Source organism: Phytopseudomonas daroniae, assembly GCF_004327285.1.
Taxonomy (GTDB): domain Bacteria; phylum Pseudomonadota; class Gammaproteobacteria; order Pseudomonadales; family Pseudomonadaceae; genus Aquipseudomonas; species Aquipseudomonas daroniae.
The window spans coordinates 143,750-160,022 of sequence record NZ_QJUI01000012.1; the positions used below are offsets into that span (position 1 = coordinate 143,750).

Annotated in this window: 14 protein-coding genes; all 14 read right to left on the minus strand. The window is 61.3% G+C overall.

What is annotated here, in order from left to right:
* Window positions 1-52: 52 nt before the first annotated feature.
* A complete protein-coding gene (gene ispD / locus DNK06_RS15255; RefSeq protein ID WP_131180839.1) occupies window positions 53-763 on the minus strand; it encodes a 2-C-methyl-D-erythritol 4-phosphate cytidylyltransferase in 711 nt (236 codons plus the stop codon).
* Window positions 760-1,038, minus strand: a complete 279-nt coding sequence (ftsB, locus tag DNK06_RS15260) for a cell division protein FtsB (protein WP_131180840.1) — start codon at window positions 1,036-1,038, stop codon at window positions 760-762. Before ftsB ends, ispD begins: the two co-directional genes overlap by 4 nt.
* A 157-nt stretch (window positions 1,039-1,195) precedes the next feature.
* The gene (eno, locus tag DNK06_RS15265) at window positions 1,196-2,485 is read right to left on the minus strand and encodes a phosphopyruvate hydratase (RefSeq protein WP_131180841.1); all 1,290 of its coding nucleotides are present in this window, start codon (window positions 2,483-2,485) and stop codon (window positions 1,196-1,198) included.
* Between the two features lie 148 nt (window positions 2,486-2,633).
* Window positions 2,634-3,479: a 3-deoxy-8-phosphooctulonate synthase gene (kdsA, locus tag DNK06_RS15270; RefSeq protein ID WP_131180842.1), complete on the minus strand. Its 846-nt coding sequence runs from the start codon at window positions 3,477-3,479 to the stop codon at window positions 2,634-2,636.
* 3 nt (window positions 3,480-3,482) lie between these two features.
* On the minus strand, window positions 3,483-5,114 hold the full coding sequence (locus DNK06_RS15275; RefSeq protein ID WP_131180843.1) for a CTP synthase: 1,632 nt from the start codon (window positions 5,112-5,114) through the stop codon (window positions 3,483-3,485).
* 295 nt (window positions 5,115-5,409) lie between these two features.
* Window positions 5,410-6,735, minus strand: a complete 1,326-nt coding sequence (gene tilS / locus DNK06_RS15280; RefSeq protein ID WP_131180844.1) for a tRNA lysidine(34) synthetase TilS — start codon at window positions 6,733-6,735, stop codon at window positions 5,410-5,412.
* Window positions 6,736-6,856: 121 nt separating this feature from the next.
* Window positions 6,857-7,807, minus strand: coding sequence for an acetyl-CoA carboxylase carboxyltransferase subunit alpha (locus tag DNK06_RS15285; protein ID WP_131180845.1), 951 nt, complete (start codon window positions 7,805-7,807; stop codon window positions 6,857-6,859).
* A gap of 256 nt (window positions 7,808-8,063) precedes the next feature.
* Window positions 8,064-11,603, minus strand: a complete 3,540-nt coding sequence (gene dnaE / locus DNK06_RS15290) for a DNA polymerase III subunit alpha (RefSeq protein ID WP_131180846.1) — start codon at window positions 11,601-11,603, stop codon at window positions 8,064-8,066.
* Between the two features lie 76 nt (window positions 11,604-11,679).
* On the minus strand, window positions 11,680-12,288 hold the full coding sequence (gene rnhB, locus DNK06_RS15295; protein WP_131180847.1) for a ribonuclease HII: 609 nt from the start codon (window positions 12,286-12,288) through the stop codon (window positions 11,680-11,682).
* Window positions 12,288-13,421 carry a lipid-A-disaccharide synthase gene (gene lpxB, locus DNK06_RS15300; RefSeq protein WP_131180848.1) on the minus strand — a complete coding sequence of 378 codons (1,134 nt, stop codon included), beginning with the start codon at window positions 13,419-13,421 and terminating at the stop codon, window positions 12,288-12,290. Before lpxB ends, rnhB begins: the two co-directional genes overlap by 1 nt.
* A 3-nt stretch (window positions 13,422-13,424) precedes the next feature.
* A complete protein-coding gene (gene lpxA, locus DNK06_RS15305; protein ID WP_131180849.1) occupies window positions 13,425-14,201 on the minus strand; it encodes an acyl-ACP--UDP-N-acetylglucosamine O-acyltransferase in 777 nt (258 codons plus the stop codon).
* Window positions 14,198-14,638 (minus strand): 3-hydroxyacyl-ACP dehydratase FabZ, encoded by a 441-nt coding sequence (gene fabZ / locus DNK06_RS15310; RefSeq protein ID WP_042555181.1) that lies wholly within the window; start codon window positions 14,636-14,638, stop codon window positions 14,198-14,200. The genes lpxA and fabZ overlap by 4 nt, the downstream gene beginning before the upstream one ends.
* Before the next feature lie 48 nt (window positions 14,639-14,686).
* Complete coding sequence (gene lpxD / locus DNK06_RS15315; RefSeq protein WP_131180850.1) at window positions 14,687-15,748, minus strand: UDP-3-O-(3-hydroxymyristoyl)glucosamine N-acyltransferase; 1,062 nt, start codon at window positions 15,746-15,748, stop codon at window positions 14,687-14,689.
* Window positions 15,748-16,251 (minus strand): OmpH/Skp family outer membrane protein, encoded by a 504-nt coding sequence (locus DNK06_RS15320; protein WP_131180851.1) that lies wholly within the window; start codon window positions 16,249-16,251, stop codon window positions 15,748-15,750. The genes lpxD and DNK06_RS15320 overlap by 1 nt, the downstream gene beginning before the upstream one ends.
* Window positions 16,252-16,273 lie beyond the last annotated feature (22 nt).

The following is a 16,273-nucleotide window of genomic DNA, read 5'->3' on the forward strand; positions in this document are numbered from 1 at the left end:
GCCCGCAAGGCTAGACGCCCCGCAGCTCCTACACGATCATATTATTGCGGCATCAATTCCGGCCACGCCACAGGCGCTCCAGGTAGTGCAGGTCTTCCGGGCGGGTGACCTTGAGGTTATCCGCCCGGCCTTCCACGAGGCGCGGCGACTGACCAGCCCATTCGATGGCCGAGGCTTCATCGGTCACCGCGACATCCGACACCAACGCTTCGGCCAGCGCGCGGTGCAGCGCACCGAGGCGGAACATCTGCGGCGTATAGGCCTGCCAGATCACCGAGCGATCGATGGTTTCGCGCACACGCCCATCGCTGCCGACACGCTTGAGCGTATCCCGAGCAGGAACGGCGAGCAGCCCGCCTACAGCGTCATCAGCCAGCTCGGCCAACAGCAGATCGAGATCGCTCTGCGCCAGATTAGGGCGTGCAGCGTCATGCACCAGCACCCAATCCTGTTCAGCAGCACCGAGCTCGCCCAGGCGCAGCAAAGCGTTGAGTACCGAGCCGGCACGCTCTGCACCGCCTGCGGCAATGTGAATGCGTGAATCGTGGGCGCAACTCAGGGTTGGCCAGAACGGATCGTCCTCGGCCAGGCTGATCACCACGCCGCGTAGGCACGGATGATCGAGAAAACAATTGAGGGTATGTTCGAGAATGCTTTTGCCGGCCAGTTGCAGGTATTGCTTGGGCCTGTCGGCATGCATGCGGCTACCGATGCCGGCGGCCGGAATCACCGCCCAGAAGGACGGCAGGTCAGGTGTGTTCATTCGGCCAACTGGTAGAGGGTTTCGCCGTCCTTGACCATGCCCAGTTCATGGCGGGCACGCTCCTCGACGGTTTCCATACCCTTTTTCAGCTCCATGACTTCCGCTTCGAGGATACGGTTGCGCTCGAGCAGGCGCTCGTTCTCGCCTTCCTGATCGGCGATCTGCTGCTGCAGATCGCTAACCTGCGCCAGACTGCCCTCGCCTACCCACAGGCGATATTGCAGCCCTGCAAGCACCAGAACCAGAACGAAAAACAGCCAGTAGGAACTACGCATGACAGGTGAGGCACTCGGATAAGAAAGGGTCGCTGCTGCGGACATCTGTCGATTCTCCCTGCGTCATCGGCATCCAACAAGACCGTGAAGGCGACTCGGCAGCTCTCGACAGAGCCCGCGTGGCGAGGTGTTGGCCACCTCGCCGTGCGAACCTACCTTAGCCGCGGAACTCGCCGCGACCACGGTACGGCGCCTTGGCGCCCAGTTGCTCTTCGATACGCAGCAACTGGTTGTACTTGGATACGCGGTCGGAACGGCACAGCGAACCGGTCTTGATCTGACCAGCGGCAGTACCGACCGCCAGATCGGCGATGGTGCTGTCTTCGGTCTCGCCACTGCGGTGCGAGATGACCGCGGTGTAACCAGCGGCCTTGGCCATCTGAATGGCTTCCAGGGTTTCGGTCAGGGTGCCGATCTGGTTGAACTTGATCAGGATCGAGTTACCGATGCCCTTGTCGATGCCTTCCTTGAGGATCTTGGTGTTGGTCACGAACAGGTCGTCGCCAACCAGTTGCACCTTGGCGCCGATCTTGTCGGTGAGGATCTTCCAGCCAGCCCAGTCGGACTCGTCCAGACCGTCTTCGATGGAAATGATCGGGAAGCGCTCGGTCAGGCCTTTCAGGTATTCGGCGAAACCTTCGGCGTCGAACGACTTGCCTTCGCCAGACAGGTTGTACTTGCCGTCTTCGTAGAATTCGCTGGCCGCGCAGTCCAGCGCCAGGGTCACGTCGGTGCCCAGCTTGTAACCGGCATTGGCGACAGCTTCGGCGATGGCCGACAGCGCGTCTTCGTTGGAAGCCAGATTCGGCGCGAAACCACCCTCGTCACCGACTGCAGTGCTCAGGCCACGGGCTTTCAGCACGGCTTTGAGGTGATGAAAGATTTCCGCACCGATGCGCAGGCCGTCAGCGAAGTTTTTCGCACCAACCGGCTGCACCATGAATTCCTGGATGTCGACGTTGTTGTCGGCATGCTCACCGCCGTTGATGATGTTCATCATCGGTACCGGCATGGAGTACTGGCCCGGGGTGCCATTGAGGTTGGCGATGTGTGCGTACAGCGGCAGATCCTGATCCTGTGCAGCGGCCTTGGCGGCAGCCAGAGAAACGGCGAGGATGGCGTTGGCGCCCAGGGTGGCTTTGTTCTCGGTGCCGTCCAGATCGATCATGCTCTTGTCCAGAGCTTTCTGGTCGAGCGGATCCTTGCCCAGCAGCGCATCGCGGATCGGGCCGTTGATATTGGCCACGGCCTTGAGAACACCCTTGCCCAGGTAACGGCTCTTGTCGCCATCACGCAGCTCCAGCGCTTCGCGCGAACCGGTGGAGGCACCGGATGGCGCACAAGCGCTGCCGACGATGCCATTGTCGAGGATTACATCCGCTTCCACGGTGGGGTTGCCACGGGAGTCGAGAACCTCACGACCCTTGATGTCGACGATCTTTGCCATTCTTGTAAGCTCTCCAGAAATTGTCGAAAACGCACTGCTGCATTCGGCTGCCAGCGCCGGACACGATCAACGGCAGACCGGGCTGACATGACAAACCCGGCCAAAAGGCCGGGCGGTGAAACAGATAAGCGAACCACGGAAACGCCAATCAGGCGGTTTCGATCGGATCCTGACTCTTGATCAGATCATCCAGTTGCTTGAGCTGTGCCAGGAACGGCTCGAGCTTGTCCAGACGCAAGGCACAAGGGCCATCGCACTTGGCATTTTCCGGATCCGGATGAGCCTCGAGGAACAGCCCCGCCAGGCCCTGGCTCATACCGGCCTTGGCCAGTTCCGTGACCTGAGCGCGGCGCCCGCCAGCGGAATCCGAGCGGCCGCCCGGCATCTGCAGGGCGTGGGTGACGTCGAAGAACACCGGGTACTCGAAGGCCTTCATGATGCCGAAGCCCAGCATGTCCACCACCAGGTTGTTGTACCCGAAGGAGGAGCCGCGCTCACAGAGAATGAGCTGATCGTTCCCGGCTTCGACACACTTGGCGAGAATATGTTTCATTTCCTGAGGCGCGAGGAACTGCGCCTTCTTGATATTGATCACCGCACCGGTCTTGGCCATGGCCACCACAAGATCCGTCTGCCGAGAGAGGAAGGCCGGCAACTGGATGATGTCGCAGACGTCCGCCACCGGCTGCGCCTGGTGGGGTTCATGCACATCGGTGATCACCGGCACGCCGAAGGTCTTCTTCACTTCTTCGAAGATTTTCATGCCCTCTTCCAGGCCTGGGCCACGGAAGGAAGTCACCGACGAACGGTTGGCTTTATCGAAGCTCGCCTTGAACACATAGGGGATACCGAGCTTGTCGGTAACCCGCACGTATTCCTCGCAGGCACGCAGGGCGAGGTCGCGGGACTCCAGTACGTTGATACCGCCAAACAGCACGAACGGCTTGTCGTTGGCGACCTCGATCGCGCCAACACGGATGGTCTTCTGAGCCATGGGTCAGGCCTTCTTCGCTTGGTGCGCCAGTGCTGCGTTGACGAAGCCACTGAACAGCGGGTGGCCGTCACGCGGCGTGGAGGTGAATTCGGGGTGGAACTGGCACGCGACGAACCACGGGTGATCCGGGCTTTCCACCACTTCAACCAGAGCGCCGTCGCCGGAGCGGCCGGTAACCTTGAGACCGGCCTCGAGCAGTTGCGGCAGCAGATTGTTGTTCACTTCGTAGCGGTGGCGGTGACGCTCGACGATCACATCCTTGCCATAGCAGGCATGCACCTTGGAGCCGGCCAGCAGTTGGCAATCCTGGGCGCCCAAACGCATGGTGCCGCCGAGATCGGAAGCTTCGGTGCGCTGTTCGGTAGCACCGGTCGCGTCCTGCCACTCGGTGATCAGACCGACCACCGGATGCTGGCTGGCGATATCGAATTCGGTGGAGTTGGCGTCGCTCCAGCCCAGCACGTTACGAGCGAACTCGATGACCGCGACCTGCATACCGAGGCAGATGCCCAGGTAGGGAATCTTGTTCTCGCGAGCGTACTGGACGGTCTTGATCTTGCCTTCCACGCCACGCAGACCGAAGCCACCTGGAACCAGAATGGCATCAACGCCCTGCAGCAGGTCGGTACCCTGATTCTCGATGTCTTCGGAATCGATATAGCGCAGGTTGACCTTGGTACGGTTGCTGATACCGGCATGGCTCATCGCTTCGATCAGCGACTTGTAGGCATCCAGCAGCTCCATGTACTTGCCGACCATGGCGATGTTGACTTCTTTTTCCGGGTTCAGCTTGGCATCGACCACGCGATCCCATTCCGACAGATCGGCGCCACGGCATTCCAGGGCGAAACGCTCGACGACAAAGTCATCCAGGCCCTGCGAATGCAGGATGCCGGGAATCTTGTAAATGGTGTCGGCGTCTTCCAGGGCAATCACCGCACGCTCTTCGACGTTGGTGAACTGGGCGATCTTGCGGCGCGACGACAGGTCGATCGGGTGATCGGAGCGGCACACCAGCACATCCGGCTGCAGGCCGATGGAACGCAGTTCCTTGACCGAGTGCTGGGTCGGTTTGGTCTTGGTTTCGCCGGCGGTGGCGATGTACGGAACCAGGGTCAGGTGCATCAGCATGGCGCGCTTGGCGCCCACTTCGAAACGCAGCTGGCGGATCGCCTCGAGGAACGGCTGCGACTCGATATCGCCGACCGTACCGCCGATTTCGACCATGGCCACGTCTGCGTCGCCCGCACCCTTGATGATGCGGCGCTTGATCTCGTCGGTAATGTGCGGGATGACCTGAATGGTCGCGCCCAGGTAATCACCACGGCGCTCTTTGCGCAGCACGTCTTCGTAGACGCGGCCGGTGGTGAAGTTGTTGTTCTGGGTCATCGTGGTGCGGATGAACCGCTCATAATGGCCCAGATCGAGATCGGTCTCGGCACCGTCGTGAGTGACGAACACTTCACCATGCTGAAACGGGCTCATGGTGCCCGGATCGACGTTGATGTAGGGATCCAGTTTGAGCATCGTGACCTTCAGGCCCCGCGCCTCCAGGATGGCCGCCAAGGATGCCGAGGCGATGCCTTTCCCCAATGAAGAAACAACACCACCCGTGACGAAAATGAAGCGCGTCATGAAAAACCCTAAGAAGTCAGCATTGGCGGTCAAGCCGCCGGGGAGCAGAGAAGGCCTTGGTTCACCTTAGCAAACATGGCGAACCATGCTGCAAATAGCAAACATTCACCGCTTCCGGAAGAAGCAGCAAATACCTGAATAGAGACGGGAGGGCAGTCTACCGGAAACGTCCTGACGGGGGAAGAACACGAAGCCCAAAGCGCGGCAAAACCTGCTGAAATGAAACAGCGACTTTCCGGCCAAAAGCCTTTAGCAAGGGAGATGCGCCCTGTGGGATTCGATCACCAGCCAGCCCTCACGGGCGATGGTTACCGTGCACACTCTGGCGCGACTCAGGCTCGGGCGGGTGCCAGTGAAGCTTGCCACAACCAGAGCTGGCGAGCAGGTTGGCGACGGCGACAAGCCGCCCGTCGCACAGCAGCAACGGGATACGCCCACGGATAAACTCGGGCACGCCCGCTTCCTGCAAGAGACGCTTCAGATCGCGCCGACCACGCCCAGGCACATCGAGAATCTCGCCGCCCTGGCGATAGCCGATGCTCAACTGCCCTGCCGGCACGACACCTTCTAGCCAGACCCGGCCATTGCCAGGTAACAAAAGCGGCTGTTCCACCTGCGACCAGGGTTGCAGCTGTCCCGACCAGGGTGCGCGCCACCGAGCATCGAGCCACAACAGGCTGCCACCATGGCGACGGAGCTCTCCACGCTCCAGACGCCAGATCGGGCTGGCGTCGGCTGCGGCATCACGCAGATCGTGCCATCCCTGCCAGTGGCGGCTATCGGGTAAGCGAGTGAAGTCCGCCAGCCAGTACCGGAGCAGATTGCGCTGACGGGCATCGGACAGCTGGCGCAGCGCTTGTAAATCGAGACAGGGAATATCCAGCCAATCGAGATTCAGCCGTCCGCGTGCGTGCTGCATATCGAGCTCGGCCAACGCCTGCAGCAACCCCTGCGCCTCGGCCTGATGCTCCGCTGCACGCGCCAGCACCTGGGCAGCCTTCGGCCAATGCCGTTGCAAACGCGGCAGAATCTCCTGGCGTAGAAAATTGCGGGCAAGACCCGTATCGGTATTCGATGGGTCGTCCACCCAGAGCAGCCCGTGGGCTGCGGCATAAGCCTCCAGCACGCTGCGCGGCACGCCCAGCAGAGGCCGGACAGCATGCCCATCAGCGAGCGGGCGGCTATCAGCCATGGCAGCAAGTCCTTGCACTCCAGCGCCACGCAACAGCCGATAGAGGACGGTTTCAGCCTGATCATCCTGATGCTGGGCGAGCAGCAACACCTCACCAGCATTCAGAGCCGCAGCGAACGCCCCATAGCGCGCCTCGCGGGCGGCTCGTTCCAGGCTGGCACCTGGCTCGACTTGCACATGCTGAATGCTCAGCGACACACCCAGCTCATCGCACAGACGCTGGCAATGTGCGGGCCACGCGTCAGCGGCGGCCTGCAGGCCGTGATGAACATGAATAGCGGAGATTGGCGGTAGCGCGTTGTGCCGGGAAGCCTGCACCAGCAGATGCAGCAACACGCTGGAATCCAGACCACCGGAGAAAGCCACCCGCCAGGCAGGTGCCTCACGCCACACGGCAAGGCGTGCGAGCAGATGGGATTCGAGGGACATGAGCACAGCTACAAGCTACAAGCTACAAGCTACAAGCTACAAGCTACAAGCTACAAGCTCCAAGCGAGATCGTCCCACTTGCAGCTTGCCGCTTGTAGGGGGCGGCCATCCGCCTTGCGGCTCAGGCAATACCGTAGCTCATCAGGCGCTCGTAACGACGTGCCAGCAGGGCGTCGGTGTCGAGCTCGCGCAGGTCGTCGAGCTGAGCGCCCAGAGTCTGACGGATCGACTCGGCGGCGGCGGCCGGATCACGGTGTGCGCCGCCCAGCGGCTCGGCGATCACCTTGTCGACGATACCCAGACCTTTCAGACGCTCGGCGGTGATGCCCATGGCTTCGGCGGCATCCGGCGCCTTCTCGGCGGTTTTCCACAGGATCGACGCGCAGCCTTCCGGCGAGATCACCGCGTAAGTGGAGTACTGCAGCATGTTCAGGCTGTCGCACACGCCAATGGCCAGTGCACCGCCAGAGCCGCCTTCACCGATCACGGTGGCGATAATTGGCGTCTTCAGGCGCGCCATGACGCGCAGGTTCCAGGCGATGGCCTCGCTCTGACCACGCTCTTCGGCATCGATGCCCGGATAGGCGCCCGGCGTGTCGATGAAGGTCAGGATCGGCATCTTGAAGCGTTCGGCCATTTCCATCAGACGGCAAGCCTTGCGGTAGCCTTCCGGACGCGGCATGCCGAAGTTGCGGCGTACCTTTTCACGGACTTCACGGCCCTTCTGGTGACCGATGACCATGGCCGGCTGGCCGTTCAGACGCGCCACGCCACCGACGATGGCGGCGTCATCGGAGAAATGACGGTCGCCGTGCAGTTCATCGAACTCGGTGAAGATGTGCTGCAGGTAGTCCAGGGTATAGGGCCGCTGCGGGTGACGGGCAAGCCTGGCAATCTGCCAACTGGTCAGATTGCCGAAGATGCTCTCGGTCAGCGTACTGCTCTTGTCCTGCAGGCGGGCGATTTCGTCGCCGATGTTCAGGGAGTTGTCGTTACCAACCAGGCGAAGCTCTTCGATCTTGGCTTGCAGGTCGGCAATCGGCTGTTCGAAATCGAGATAATTCGGGTTCATAGGCATCCGTCATGCGTCGACGGCCACAGGGCCGGGGAGCGTGTATCCATTTGGCGCCTACCTTATAGGAACAGGCGCATTCAGGTCGACACTTGCAAGGCACTTCCGGCAGCGAATATGCCAGCAAACGCACTTTGGCATTCGCTCGGCAGCCAAACCCCAGGGATTCGGTCGCGCCAGCGGCGATCATGCAGTGTCACGGGCATCGTGCGGAGCCTTTACAGACTGTTTGGCCCCGCATTTCAGCGCCGCAATTCTAGCGGTATTGCAGGAAGACGTTTTCTCGTCCGAACTGGTCACGCAAAGCTTGAATCAAGCTGTCGGCCGGGTCGATTCTCCAGTCCTCGCCAAACTGCAGCAAGGCTCGCGCATCTGCGCCGGTGTAATCCAGGGTGATCGGGCAGGCACCACGGTGACGCTGGCACAGCTCGCCCAGCCAGCGTAGACGATCGCCCTTCAGCGCGGTGGCCTGCACGCGCACGCGCAAGCTCTCGGCCAGGCCGGTACGCGCCTCTTCCAGGCTCATCACCCGTTTGGCGCGCAGGCGCATGCCGCCGGAGAAATCGTCGTTGCTCACCTCCCCTTCCACCACCACCAGCGCGTCGCTCTGCAGCAGCGCCTGGTTGCTGGAGAAGGCCTCGGCGAACAGCGAGGCTTCGATGCGCCCGGAACGATCGTCCAGGGTGATGAAGCCCATCTTGTCGCCCTTCTTGTTCTTCATCACCCGCAGGTTGACGATCAGGCCCGCGACTGTCTGGGTATCACGTGCCGGCTTGAGGTCGACGATACGTTGGCGGGCGAAACGCCGTACCTCGCTCTCGTACTCGTCGATCGGATGGCCGGTCAGGTACAGGCCCAGGGTGTCCTTCTCGCCCTTGAGGCGCTCCTTGAGCGATAGCTCCTTGGCGCGGTGATGGTTGGCGTAAACGTCCGCCTCGGGGCTGGCGAACACGCCGCCGAACAGATCCATATGCCCGCTGTCATGGCTGCGCGCAGTCTGCTCGGCGGCCTGCACGGCCTCCTCCATCGCCGACAGCAGCACCGCACGGTTGCGGTCGATATTGGCCTGATAGGCCTTGAGCTCGTCGTAAAAATGCGGGCCCAGACGATCCAGTGCACCGCTGCGAACCAACGCGTCCATGGTGCGCTTGTTGATGCGTTTGAGGTCGACACGCGAGCAGAAATCGAACAGATCCTTGAACGGGCCGCCCTGACGCGCTTCGACGATGGCCTCCACCGGGCCCTCGCCAACGCCCTTGACCGCACCCAGACCATAGAGAATCCGCGGGACATTATTCGCGTCATGACTGACGGTGAACTTGAACTCGGAGGCATTCACGTCTGGCGGGTCGATGCGCAGCTTCATGCTGCGGCATTCCTCGATGAGGATCACCACCTTGTCGGTGTTGTGCATGTCCGCCGACAGTACCGCTGCCATGAACGGTGCCGGGTAATGCGCCTTCAGCCAGGCCGTCTGATAGGAAACCAGGCCGTAGGCCGCCGAGTGAGACTTGTTGAAACCGTAACCGGCGAATTTTTCCACCAGGTCGAAGATGTTGCCCGCCAGCTCGGCATCGATGCCGTTGTTGGCGCAACCCTCGATGAAACCGCCGCGCTGCTTGGCCATTTCCTCGGGCTTCTTCTTACCCATGGCGCGACGCAGCATGTCCGCCTGACCGAGGGTATAACCGCCCATGACCTGGGCGATCTGCATCACCTGTTCCTGGTAGAGGATGATCCCGTAGGTCGGCTTGAGCACGGGTTCCAGGCCCGCGTACTGGTAATCAGGGTGCGGGTACGACAGCTCGGCACGACCGTGCTTACGGTTGATGAAGTCGTCCACCATGCCGGACTGCAGCGGACCGGGACGGAACAGCGCCACCAGTGCGATCATGTCTTCCAGGCAGTCGGGTTTGAGCTTCTTGATCAGCTCCTTCATGCCACGCGATTCAAGCTGGAAGACCGCGGTGGTCTCCGCTTTCTGCAGCATCTGATAGGTCGGCTTGTCGTCCAGCGGGATGAAATCGATGTTGATCAGCTTCTCTTCCGGCTCACCGGCAGCACGCTGATCGCGATGGATGGTCTCCAACGCCCACTTGATGATGGTCAACGTACGCAGGCCGAGGAAGTCGAACTTCACCAGGCCAGCCTGCTCGACGTCATCCTTGTCGAACTGGGTCACCAGGCCGGCGCCCTCTTCATCACAGGCGATCGGCGAAAAGTCGGTAAGCTTGGTCGGCGCGATCACCACGCCCCCGGCGTGCTTGCCGGTACCACGGACGATGCCCTCGAGCTTGAGGGACATGTCCCAGATTTCGGCGGCCTCTTCGTCGTTCTTGAGGAAGTCGCGCAGCGGCTCCTCCATCTCGAAGGCCTTTTCCAGGGTCATGCCGACTTCGAAGGGAATCATCTTCGACAGGCGATCGGCCAGGCCGTAGGACTTGCCCTGCACCCGAGCCACGTCGCGTACCACCGCCTTGGCCGCCATCGAGCCGAAGGTGATGATCTGGCTCACCGCATTACGGCCGTACTTCTCGGCCACGTAGTCGATGACCCGGTCACGGCCATCCATGCAGAAGTCGACGTCGAAGTCGGGCATGGATACACGTTCTGGGTTGAGGAAGCGTTCGAACAGCAGATCGTAGGCCAGTGGATCCAGGTCGGTGATCTTCTGCACGTAGGCCACCAGCGAGCCGGCACCCGAACCACGGCCCGGACCGACGGGCACGCCATTGCTCTTGGCCCACTGGATGAAGTCCATAACGATCAGGAAGTAACCGGGGAAACCCATCTGGATGATGATATCCAGCTCGAAATTCAGCCGGTCGATATAGACCTGCTTCTTCGCGTCGTAGTCCGGCGTGTCCTTGGGCAACAGGACTTCCAGGCGTTCCTCCAGGCCATCGAACGACACCTTGCGGAAATACTCGTCGATGGTCATTCCTTCCGGAACCGGGAAGTCCGGCAGGAAGTACTTGCCCAGCAGCACTTCGATATTGCAGCGCTTGGCGATCTCGACGGTGTTTTCCAGCGCATCGGGCAGATCGCTGAACAGCTCGGCCATTTCTTCCGGCGACTTCAGGTACTGCTGATCGGAATAGATGCGCGGTCGACGTGGGTCGTCGAGGATGCGGCTTTCACCGATGCATACGCGAGTTTCGTGGGCTTCGAAATCGTCCTGCTTGAGAAAACGCACATCGTTGGTCGCGACCAGAGGCGCACCAAGCTTGTCCGCCAAGGCCACCGCAGCATGTACATGCTCTTCATCATTGACGCGACTGGTGCGCTGTACTTCCAGGTAGAAGCGCCCTGGGAACACCGCCTGCCATTCCTGCAGCAGCGCTTCGGCCTTGGCCAGTTCGCCATCGAGCAGGGCATGACCGATCTCACCCTCCTTGGCACCGGACAGCGCGATCAAGCCCTCGCTGGCAGCCTTCACCCAGTCGCGCTGGATGATCACCAGGTCATTGCTCTGCCCTTCACTCCAGCCGCGGGAAACCAGTTCGGTAAGGTTGCGATAACCCTTGGGGTTCATCGCCAGCAGGGTCATACGGGTCAACGGGCCATCTTCGTAGGCGCTGGCGAGCCAGATATCGGCGCCGCAAATCGGCTTGATGCCTGCACCCATGGCGGCTTTGTAGAACTTCACCAGCGAGCACATGTTGCTCATGTCGGTGACGGCCACGGCAGGCATGCCCGAACCGGCCACGGCCTTGACCAGGGGTTTGACGCGAACCAGACCGTCGACCAGGGAATACTCGGTGTGCAGGCGAAGATGAACGAACGAAACAGCCATGAAAAAGCCCTGCAGGAAAAGCGACAAAACGCGGATTGTACCGTAACTGGAAGCAGGGGCAGTGGGCTGAGTGCGCTCAGTTACCGGTTGCGGCTTCCAGCAGGCGGCGTACCGGCGCGAAGGAGCGCCGGTGGATCGGAGTCGGGCCCAGGCGAAGCAGAGCCTCCAGGTGCACGGGCGTCGGGTACCCCTTGTGCAGGGCGATACCGTAACCCGGATAGAGGGCATCGAGCTCACGCATTTCGCGATCCCGGCTGACCTTGGCGAGGATCGAGGCAGCAGCGATGGCCGGCACGCGACCGTCACCCTGCACAACAGCGGCGCTGGGTACGGACAGCTTCGGGCAGCGATTGCCATCGATCAGCGCCAGCTTCGGTGTAACACTCAGGCCTTCGACGGCGCGCTGCATGGCCAGCATGGTGGCATGCAGAATATTCAGTTGGTCGATCTCCTCCACTTCGGCGCGGGCAATGCACCAGGCCAGGGCCTTTTCGCGGATTTCATCGAACAGCTTCTCGCGGCGCGCCTCACTGAGTTTCTTGGAATCGTTGAGGCCAAGGATCGGCCGCGCCGGATCGAGAATCACCGCGGCAGTCACCACCGCACCGCACAAGGGGCCGCGGCCAACTTCGTCGACACCGGCGACCAGTTCTTCGACTGTCGAGAAATCCAGCCCCAATTGCATCAGCGACGCCCCAGCAAATCGAGCACTGCGGCAGCGGCGCGCTCGGAGGCACCACGTCGCAGGGTACGGTGAATGGCATCGAAGCCTTCGGTCTGCACCACGCCATCGACCAGCAGCGGTGCCACAGTCTGGGCCAGCGCGTCGGCAGTGGCGGCATCCTGAATCAGCTCGGGCACCAGGAGCCGCTGCGCGAGCAGGTTGGGCAGCGAGATATAAGGGCTTTTCACCAGACGCTTGAGGATGCTGAAGGTCATGGGTGCCACACGATAGGCCACCACCATCGGCCGCTTGTACAGCAGCGCCTCGAGCGTGGCGGTGCCGGACGCGATCAGCACCGCATCGCAAGCAGCCAGGGCGTCGTGGGAGCGACCATCGAGCAGCAACAGCGGCAGGTCACGGCCACCGAGCATCTGCTCGAGCTGTTGGCGACGCTCCGGGCTGGCACAGGGCAATACGAAACGCACGCCAGGGCGCAGTGCGCGCAGTCGCTCGGCGGCATCGAGGAACAGGCTGCCGAGGCGCGACACTTCACCACCGCGGCTACCCGGCAGCAGAGCCACCACGGGAGCATCGACGGGCAGTCCCAGCATCTCTCGGGCAGCAGGGCGATCCGCCTGCAGCGGAATGGCATCAGCCAGCGGATGCCCGACAAAGCACACGGGCACCTGGTGCGCCTCGTAGAACTGCGCCTCGAACGGAAACAGAGTGAGCATCAGGTCGCAGGCATCGCGAATTTTCAGTACGCGCTTCTGCCGCCAGGCCCAGACCGAGGGGCTGACGTAATGCACGGTGCGAATACCGGCACGGCGTAGCTTGAGTTCGACACCAAGGGTGAAGTCAGGCGCGTCGATGCCGATGAACACATCGGGTTTGCGTTCGATCAGGCTGGCGACCAGGCGACGACGGCGTGACAGCAGTTCAGGCAAACGGCCGAGCACCTCGACCAGGCCCATGACCGCCAGGCGCTCCATGGGAAAATCGCTGACCAGCCCCTCGGCCTGCATGCGCGGGCCGCCGACGCCGATGAACTCGACATTGGGGTGCTGGATTTTCAGCGCCTGCATCAGGCCTGCGCCAAGAATATCGCCGGATGCCTCGCCGGCGACCAGCGCGACACGCAATACTTCAGCCATGGGTCAGCGGGTGATGCCGCGGCTGGAGGTCAGGATGGAGTCACGGAAAACCGCTACTTCGGAGAATTGCGTTGCCACGTCTTCCAGTTCCACCAGCGCTTCTTCGATGGTGAAACCCTGGCGGTAGACGATCTTGTATGCACGACGCAGCGCCTGCATCGCCTCGGAGCTGAACCCACGACGGCGCAAGCCTTCGAAGTTCATGCTGCGCGCCTCGGCGGGGTTGCCGGATACGGTGACATAAGCCGGAACGTCCTTGCCGATCGCCGCGCCCATGCCAGCGAAGGCATGCGCACCGATGTGGCAGAACTGATGAACCAGGGTATAGCCGGAAAGGATCGCCCAATCGCCAATGTGTACGTGCCCGGCCAGCGCCACGTTGTTGACCAGAATGCAGTTGTTGCCGACGACACTGTCATGACCGATATGGGCATAGGCCATGATCAGGTTGTGGTCACCGATCGTGGTTTCGTCACGATCCTGAACGGTACCACGATGCATGGTCACGCCTTCGCGGATGATGTTGTGATCACCGATGACCAGACGCGTAGGCTCGCCCTTGTACTTGCGATCCGGAGTGTCCTCGCCAAGCGAGGCGAACTGATAAATCCGGTTGTGCTTCCCGATACGGGTAGGCCCCTTGATGATCACATTGGGACCCAGCACGCAGCCCTCGCCAATTTCTACGTCGGGCCCAATAATCGACCAAGGGCCGACGACGACGTCGTCTGCCAGCTTGGCGCTGGGATCGATGATGGCGCGAGGGTCAATCAAACTCATAACTTGCGTTCCGCACAGATGATTTCGGCCGAGCATACTTCCTTGCCATCGACCGTGGCCTTGCATTCGAACTTCCAGATGCTGCGCTTGCTGCTGAGGAACTTGGCCTCGAGGATCAGTTGGTCGCCAGGTACTACCGGCTGACGGAAGCGTAGTTTATCGGAGCCGACAAAGTAGTAGAGCGTGCCGTCGGCAGGCTTCACGTCCATCATCTTGAAACCCAGAATGCCGGCGGCTTGCGCCATGGCCTCGATGATGAGGACACCAGGCATGATCGGGTGCTCGGGGAAATGGCCATTGAAGAATGGCTCATTGACGCTGACATTCTTATAGGCACGAACGCTCTTGCCTTCAAGATCCAGATCCGTAACCCGATCCACCAGCAGAAACGGGTAACGGTGCGGCAAGTATTCGCGAATTTCGTTGATGTCCATCATTTCCAGAGAAGCCCGTAATAAAAAGAAGAGAGCCAGCCATCAGCAGACTCAGGCATCAGATGAGGCATTCCCGCTCGAGGTCACGGCATTCAGCTGTTTTTCCAACTGCTTCACACGCCGTGCCATGTCGTCCAGCTGGCGGATACGCGCCACGCTTTTCTTCCACTCGCCCGCAGGTTGCATGGCGGTACCCGATGAGTAGGCACCCGGCTCGGTGATCGAGCGTGTGACCATGGTCATGCCCGTCACGAATACGCCGTCGCACACATCGATGTGCCCGACCATGCCAACGCCGCCAGCGATCATGCAGTTCTTGCCGATCGAGGTACTGCCGGAAATACCGACGCAGGCAGCCATCGCCGTGTTGTCACCGACCTGCACGTTATGCGCGATCATGATCTGGTTATCCAGCTTCACGCCGTTGCCGATGCGGGTGTCGGACAGCGCGCCACGATCAAGGGTGGTGTTGGCCCCGATCTCGACGTCGTCGCCGATGCTCACACCGCCGATCTGGGCGATCTTTTGCCAGACGCCCTTCTCGTTGGCGAAGCCGAAGCCCTCGCCGCCGATCACCGCGCCCGACTGAATGACGACTCGCTTACCGATACGCACGTCGTGGTACAACGTAACCCGCGGTGCCAACCAGCCGCCCTCAGCGATCTCGGAGCGCGCGCCGACTACGCAATGAGCGCCCAGCGATACGCCTGCACCGATCTTCGCACCGCTCTCGATCACCACATAGGGCCCGATAGCGGCAGTTGGATCGACCTGGGCATCGTCGGCCACCAGCGCGGTGGGATGAATACCCGCCGCCGCCCTGGGCTTGCGATCGAACAGGTGGGACAGCGAAGCGTAGGCCAGGTAGGGATTGGCGACGATCAAGGCATTGCCGGTAAAACCTTCGGCATCAGCGGCAGTCAGCAACACGGCAGCGGCCTGGCAGCGACTCAGGTGCTTACGGTACTGAGCGTTCGCCAGGAACGTCAGCTGAGACGGGCCGGCATCCTGTAAGGTTGCCAGCCCGTCGACCGTCTGATCCGCGGCGCCACGCAAAGTGGCACCCAACCGCTCGGCCAACTGGCCGAGGGTGAATACAGGTATGGACATCATCAACGCATCTGGTTCATGCGCTCGATGACCTGGCGAGTGATGTCGAACTGCGGTTTGACATCGATCACTGCGCCACGCTCCAGCACCAGGTCGAAATTGCCGGCCTTGATGACCTCCTCAACAGCCTTGTCCAGGTTGGGTTTGAGCTTCTTGAGCATATCGCGGTCAGCGGCAGCCTTGGCTTCGTTCAGCTCCTTGGACTGGAACTGGAAGTCACGGGCCTTCTGTTTGAAGTCCAGTTCGAGACGCTCGCGTTCGGCAGTCTGCATCTTGTCGCCGTCCTTGACGACGCGATCCTGAATGCGCTGGGCATCACTTTCCAGGGCCTTGAGCTTGTTCAACTGCGGGCCGAATTTCTTTTCGGCATCCACGGCATAACGCTTGGCTGCGTCGGATTCGAGCAAGGCCATCTGATAATTGAGTACCGCAACCTTCATTTCCGCAAATGCCGGGGTGGCCAGCAGAGCGGCGCTTAACAGAACCAGTTGAGTCAACTTACGCACGGTGCAACTCCTGCAGAAAAAC